The 5,855-nt window shown below is 69.4% G+C and carries 8 protein-coding genes and 1 pseudogene; 4 read left to right on the plus strand and 5 right to left on the minus strand.

Features of this window, described 5'->3' with window-relative positions; translation table 11 throughout:
- Positions 1–140 (plus strand): annotated as a pseudogene (locus tag VJS38_RS18815) (IS481 family transposase); the annotation flags it as partial.
- On the opposite strand, the gene VJS38_RS18820 reads toward VJS38_RS18815, so the two are convergent.
- Together VJS38_RS18820 and VJS38_RS18825 are read right to left on the minus strand one after the other, a co-directional pair.
- Positions 137–619: a pyridoxamine 5'-phosphate oxidase family protein gene (locus VJS38_RS18820; RefSeq protein ID WP_324089681.1), complete on the minus strand. Its 483-nt coding sequence runs from the start codon at positions 617–619 to the stop codon at positions 137–139. The pseudogene VJS38_RS18815 and the gene VJS38_RS18820 sit on opposite strands and share 4 nt — an antisense overlap.
- Before the next feature lie 276 nt (positions 620–895).
- Positions 896–1,111 carry a hypothetical protein gene (locus VJS38_RS18825; RefSeq protein ID WP_324089682.1) on the minus strand — a complete coding sequence of 72 codons (216 nt, stop codon included), beginning with the start codon at positions 1,109–1,111 and terminating at the stop codon, positions 896–898.
- A 302-nt stretch (positions 1,112–1,413) separates the two neighbouring features.
- On the opposite strand from VJS38_RS18825, the gene VJS38_RS18830 reads away from it, so the two are divergent.
- The 3 genes from VJS38_RS18830 to VJS38_RS18840 all read left to right on the plus strand — a co-directional run bounded on the left by VJS38_RS18830 (position 1,414) and on the right by VJS38_RS18840 (position 2,812).
- Positions 1,414–2,154, plus strand: a complete 741-nt coding sequence (locus VJS38_RS18830; protein ID WP_324089683.1) for a Crp/Fnr family transcriptional regulator — start codon at positions 1,414–1,416, stop codon at positions 2,152–2,154.
- 113 nt (positions 2,155–2,267) lie between these two features.
- Positions 2,268–2,576: a hypothetical protein gene (locus VJS38_RS18835; RefSeq protein ID WP_324089684.1), complete on the plus strand. Its 309-nt coding sequence runs from the start codon at positions 2,268–2,270 to the stop codon at positions 2,574–2,576.
- On the plus strand, positions 2,573–2,812 hold the full coding sequence (locus VJS38_RS18840; protein ID WP_324089685.1) for a hypothetical protein: 240 nt from the start codon (positions 2,573–2,575) through the stop codon (positions 2,810–2,812). Before VJS38_RS18835 ends, VJS38_RS18840 begins: the two co-directional genes overlap by 4 nt.
- A gap of 10 nt (positions 2,813–2,822) precedes the next feature.
- Here the strand turns inward: VJS38_RS18840 and VJS38_RS18845 are convergent, their stop codons facing one another.
- The 3 genes from VJS38_RS18845 to VJS38_RS18855 form a co-directional block, all read right to left on the minus strand.
- Positions 2,823–3,728, minus strand: coding sequence for an Hsp33 family molecular chaperone (locus tag VJS38_RS18845; RefSeq protein WP_324089686.1), 906 nt, complete (start codon positions 3,726–3,728; stop codon positions 2,823–2,825).
- Between the two features lie 195 nt (positions 3,729–3,923).
- On the minus strand, positions 3,924–4,859 hold the full coding sequence (argF, locus tag VJS38_RS18850; protein WP_324089687.1) for an ornithine carbamoyltransferase: 936 nt from the start codon (positions 4,857–4,859) through the stop codon (positions 3,924–3,926).
- 2 nt (positions 4,860–4,861) lie between these two features.
- Positions 4,862–5,855: aspartate aminotransferase family protein (locus tag VJS38_RS18855; RefSeq protein ID WP_324089688.1), on the minus strand; the 994-nt coding region annotated here is incomplete at its 5' end.

Below are 5,855 nucleotides of genomic sequence, written 5' to 3' on the forward strand. Positions count from 1 at the left end.
GTTCAGACCAGCGCGCCGACTACCTGCCCGTCTGGCTCCACCGCTACAACTGGCATCGGCCGCACGGCGGGATAAAGTCACAAACGCCCATCAGCCGTCTCGGGCTCGATCGCGACAACCTGTTGAGGCTCCACATCTAGAGCCGGACCTCGGCGCGGATCTCCTGGGGCGCTTGGCGCTCGCGGCCGAAGCCGAACAAGGACGGCTTGGCCCCTTCGGTGGGCAGCCAGATCTGCGCGCTGGACGGCGTGAAGCAGAGCAGCGCCAGCTCCGGATCGTTGCGGCCGCTCGGATACCAGCGGGCCACCTCCTCGCTCCAGAAGCGGCCGATCGCGGTCTCGTCGCTGGTCGTCACCACCTCGCCGTGAATGCAGGCGTAGAGGTCGTGCTTGCGCCCAATGTAGTGGAACACGGCCGCGTGGCTGGTCTCGGCCGCCAGCGCGATGCGGCTGTGGGCGTGGGCGTAGAACCACAAGGGGCCGTGCTCGCCCTCGAAATGGGCGGTCATCGGCTGGGCGTGGCCTTCGTGCACTGTGGCGAGGCCCAGCATGCCGGTCCTGAGGTCCGCCAGGTCGCGCCAGAACCGGGCCAGGAGGTCGCGCGGGTCGGCTTGGATCATCTCCTCCACCTCGCATCTCGGGCGCGCCGCAGGGCTTTGCGCCCCTTTCAGGCGCTAGTGTCACAATTCCGCAGCTCGCTTGCGCCTGTGGCGACCTCCGACGAACTTCGGAAGCGATAAGGACACTAGCCAAGTCTTTGTCTTCTAGTGTGCTTTACGGCTCTGAAGTTCGCTCCGACGCGTGACCCAGGCGCAAGCGAACTTCAGATCCTGCACACTAGCGCACGGCGGCGCCGCCGGTTCCGTCGGCCGACGCGGGGAGGAGGCCGCCCTCGCCTACTTCAGGACGAACTCGTCGTTGGCGAGCCACTGGGTGATGTAGGCGTGGGTCTTCCGGCACAGTTCGGTCGGGCCGGAGAAATAGAATTCGCTGCCGAACAGCTTCTTCTTCTCGTGCCAGCGAATGCTGCCGGTGTCTTCGCTGCGCAGGACATTGCGCAGCTTCGCCCGCTTCCGCTTCGGCACGTAGGAGACGTAGGTCACTTCGCTCACAAGCCACTCTCCACAAGGACGCCCCAAACGCCCAGCTTCGGCGTCGGGGATTCGTGTGGCGCGATTGCGGCAAAACACCGATCTGCGGCTGCGACATCCCGTCCCTTCAGGCCGCCCCCCAGCGCAAACGCGGCGATCGACGCCGATTGTGGCGATCATGGGGCCGAAAACTAAACCTAACCGGGCGTTCCTTGCGGCCAGTGAATTCAAGTTCCCGCGATTACATGGCCGGGGCGCTTCGGGTCAGGATCATTTGGACAGCTGAACGATTGAATCCTCAACAGTGCTGGGAGGAGGAGTAGTTGCGCCGGACCAATCGGTTCCTGGCGTCATTCGGGCCGGACATCGAGCTGCTCCGCCCGCACCTGCGCGAGGTGACCCTCGCCGCCGGCCAGGTGCTCTGCGAACCCGGAGACCGCATCCGCAAGGTGTATTTCCTGCACTCCGGCGTGGTCTCCAAGCTCACGGTCTTCGAGGACGGCGCCGAGATCGAGTGCGCCCTGGTGGGCCGGGAGGGGGCGGTCGGCGCCCTTTCCGCGCTGGGCCTGCGGACCGCAGTGACCCGCGACGTCTGCCACATGCGGGTCCAGGCCCACGTCTGCGACGCCGCCCGGCTCCATGACGCGGCCCAGGAGTCCAAGGTGATCCACGACAGCCTGGACCGCTACTGCGCCTGGAAGATGAGCTATGCGATCCGCGGCGGCGCCTGCAATGCGCGGCACCCGGTCGAGCAACGGCTGTGCCGCTGGCTGCTGGCCTGCTCCGACGTGCTGGAGGAAACCGAGATCCGCCTGCCGCAGGACGTCTTCGCCAAGATGCTCGGCGTGCAGCGCACGTCGGTGAATCCGATTCTCCAGCGGCTGCGCGCCGACGGCCTGATCGAGCTCGGCCGCTCGCGGCTGATCCTCAAGGACCGGCCGGGCCTGATCGCGCGCACCTGCGAGTGCTATGAGGCGATGATCGCGGCCGGGAACGCCGTCCTGGGCGAGGCGCCCAGCGCCTCCATCACCCGCTTCGAGCCGCGCGGAATCTCGGCCGCCTGAGGAGGTTCAGCGGCGAGAACGCGGGAAATCCCTGTTCTGTCGGGGGGTGGACAGACCCTTCACGACGTTCGCCTATTTTCGGTCGCCGAGGAAACGCCCACCGGAGCGACGCGATGACCCAGACCACGACCGCCCAGGACGCCGGCTACGAAGTCGTGAACGCCTGGCGGCGCAATTTCCAGGTCGGCGCCGACGCGGCCCGCGCGCTCCGGGCCGAGAGCGCCCACTTCGCGGAAAAGCTGCTCGACCTCAACCTGCAGGCCGCCCGCGCCATCGGAACGGCCGGCGCCTCCGACGCGCGGCTGGCCACGCCGTTCGCCCTGGGCGCCTCGGCGGTCGAGCTATGCTTCGGCTATCTGGGCCGTTCGGCGGCGCTCGCGCAGCAGGCGATCATCCTGCCCTGGAAGGAACCAAAGGCGTGAGGCTGCGCAGGCGCGTGACGCGCGCGCAACGCCTTCGCCGCCAGGCGCCAGCGCCCCAGAGCTCCTACCTCGTCCAGGCCGAAGCCTGCCTCGCGCAGGCGGCGGCCACGCCTGACCCGGCGGCCCGCGCCCTGCACGAGGAGGAATGCACCCTCTGGCTGATGCTCGCGCGTCAGCGCAAGGCGATCGAGGCGGTGCTGCAGACCTACGCCAGCGACGCCGAGTGCGCAGCCTGAGGCCGTCCGGTCAGGCTTCCAGGTCGGCCGGCGCCACGGCGTAGACCCGTGAGCAGTACTCGCAGGTGACGTGGATCTTGCCGTCGGGCTCGACCATGTCTTCCCGCTCGCCGGCGTCGAACGACTTCAGCACGGTCTCGATCCGCTCCTGGCTGCAGCGGCAAAAGGCGCGCAGCGGCTGCGGGCCGAACACCCTCACCCCGTCCTCGTGGAACAGCCGCCACAGGAGCGTGTTGGACGCCAGCTCCGGGTCGATCAGCTCGTCCTCGCCCAGGGTCTCGAAGAGGATCTGCGTCCGCGACCAGGCCTCTTCGGTCGAGCCGCGCGCCTCGTCCTCGGCGATGTTCTGGATCAGCACGCCGCCGGCGCGCCAGACCTGGCGGTTCTGCGGCCCGTCGACCTGGCCGACGGCCAGCAGCACCCGGGTGGGCGTCTGCTCGGACTGGGCGAAGTACTGCTCGGCGCAGAGCGCCAGGGTCTCGCCCTCGATCGCGGTCACGCCCTGGTAGCGGTCCATTTCCGGGCCCTGGTCCACGGTCATGATGAAGACGCCGTCGCCCAGCAGCGAGCGCGCGCCGGGCCGCTGGAAGCCTTCGGAGAGGGCCGCGACGCCGTCCTCGTCGAAGCGGCAGTAGCCGCGCAGGCCGCCGGAGGTGTCGTAATCGGCGACGACGTATTTCACCGGCCCCTGACCCTGGGCCTGGACGATCAGGCGGCCGTCGAACTTCAGGTTGGAGCCGACCAGGGCGGCCAGCGCGCAGGCCTCGCCCAGCAGGTTGGCCACCGGTTCCGGATAGGCGTGGGCGCGCAGGATCTCGTCCACAGCGGGCCCCAGCCGCGCGACCCGGCCTCGCACGGGCTCGCCCTCGATCTGGAAGGCGCCGACCAGGTCGTCAGGAGCAAAGGTATCGGACATGGTGGGGATATAGGTCCTGCGCCGGGTTTTTCGAGCGTGGCTCTGAACTGTGACGTTGGCGATGCGGCGGATGCGCCGACGCCCCCTCCGTCTCGCTTCGCGAGCCACCTCCCCCGCTTCGCGGTGGAGGAGCGGTCGCTGCTCCCCCGCACGCGGGGGAGCTGTCCCGAAGGGACTGAGGGGGCGTCCGGCCCCTCAGATCTTCCCGAAGCACCAGGCGAGGATCGACTTCTGGGCGTGCAGGCGGTTCTCGGCCTCGTCCCAGATCAGGCTCGCCGGCCCGTCGATGACGTCGTCGGTCACCTCCTCCCCGCGGTGGGCGGGCAGGCAGTGCAGGAAGACCGCGCTCGGCGCGGCCAGCGCCATCAGGTTCGCGTCGACCTGATAGGGCTCGAGCGCCTCGAGCCGCTCGTCGTGGTCGGTGTCGCCCATCGAGACCCAGGTGTCGGTGATCACCACGTCGGCCCCGCGCACCGCCTCGCGCGGGTCCTCGGTCGTCAGCACCTGCCCCTGCTGCTCGGCCGCGCGGGCGAGGTCGACCAGGTCGGGGTGATAGATCGCCGGCGAGGCGATCTTCAGCTTGAAGCCGAGCTTGGGGGCGGCGTGGATGAAGCTGGCGCAGACGTTGTTGCCGTCGCCGACCCAGGCCAGCGTCTTGCCCGCCACCGAGCCGCGATGCTCCTCGATGGTCAGGATGTCGGCCATGATCTGGCAGGGATGGCCCCTGTCCGAAAGGCCGTTGATCACCGGCACGGCCGAGGCCAGGGCCAGGCGCTCGACGTCCTCGTGGTCGTTGGCGCGCAGCATCACCGCGTCGACCATGCGCGAGAGCACGCGGGCGGTGTCCTCGATCGGCTCGCCGCGGCCGAGCTGCATCTCGTGCGCGTTGGAGATGATCACGTCCCCGCCCAGCTGGCGCATGGCGGCGTCGAACGAGAAGCGGGTGCGCGTCGAATTCTTCTCGAAGATCATCGCCAGCGTGCGGCCGGCGGCCGGCGCGTCGGGATCGGCCTGGCCCTTCGGCCAGCCGAGCCGGGCGGCCTTGCGGGCCTTGGCGTCGTCGAGGATGGCGCGCAGGTCGGCCGCCTCCAGCTTCCAGAGGTCGACGAAGTGTCTGGGGGGGATCGTCATCGTCAGGCGGCCTTCGCCTTGGCCCGGGCGCGTTCGCAGGCGCGCTCGAAGCGCTCGATCGCCTCGCGCGCGTCCTCGCGGCTCAGCACCAGCGGCGGCAGAAGGCGCACGCAGTTGTCGCCGCCGCCGGCGAGGAGCAGATGCTCGTCGCGGGCGTGCTGCATGAACTCGCGGTTGGGCGTGGCCAGCTTGACGCCGATCAGGAGGCCCTTGCCGCGGATGTCGACGACGACGTCCGGGAAGCGGTCCATCAGGCCGGCCAGCTGCTGGTTCAGGTAGCCGGCGGTCTCGTTCACCTGGTCCATCAGCCGCGGCTTGATCAGTTCGTCGACCGCGGCCAGGCCCACCGCCATGGCCAGCGGGTTGCCGCCGTAGGTCGAGCCGTGGGAGCCCGGCGTCATGCCCTTGGCCGCCTCGGCGGTGGCCAGGCACGCCCCCACCGGGAAGCCGCCGCCCAGCGCCTTGGCCAGCGCCATGATGTCCGGCGCGGCGTCCTCGGCCCATTCGTAGGCGAACAGCTTGCCGGTGCGGCCGAGGCCGCACTGGATCTCGTCATAGACCAGCAGCACGCCGGTCTCGTCGCAGAGCTGGCGGATCTCCCGCAGCGCCGAGGGTTCCCACGCCCGCGCGCCGCCCTCGCCCTGGACCGGCTCGATCAGGATCGCCGCGGTGGTCGGGCCGATCGCCTCGCGGATGAGGCCGACATCGCCGAAGGGCAAATGCACGAAGCCCGGCATCGGCGGTCCGAAGCCCTCCAGGTAGCTGGGATTGCCCGAGGCGTTGACCGCAGCGATCGTGCGGCCGTGGAACGAGCCGTCGAAGCCGATGATGTCGATCCGCTCCGGCTGGCCGTTCGCCCAGTGATACTTGCGCGCGGTCTTGATCGCGCACTCGATCGCCTCGGTCCCGGAGTTGGTGAAGAACACCACGTCGGCGAAGCTGACGCTGGTCAGCCGGTCGGCGAGCGCTTCCTGGCCGGGGATCTTGAAGATGTTG

The organism is Phenylobacterium sp. (genome assembly GCF_035276905.1).
In the GTDB taxonomy this organism is placed as follows: domain Bacteria; phylum Pseudomonadota; class Alphaproteobacteria; order Caulobacterales; family Caulobacteraceae; genus Phenylobacterium.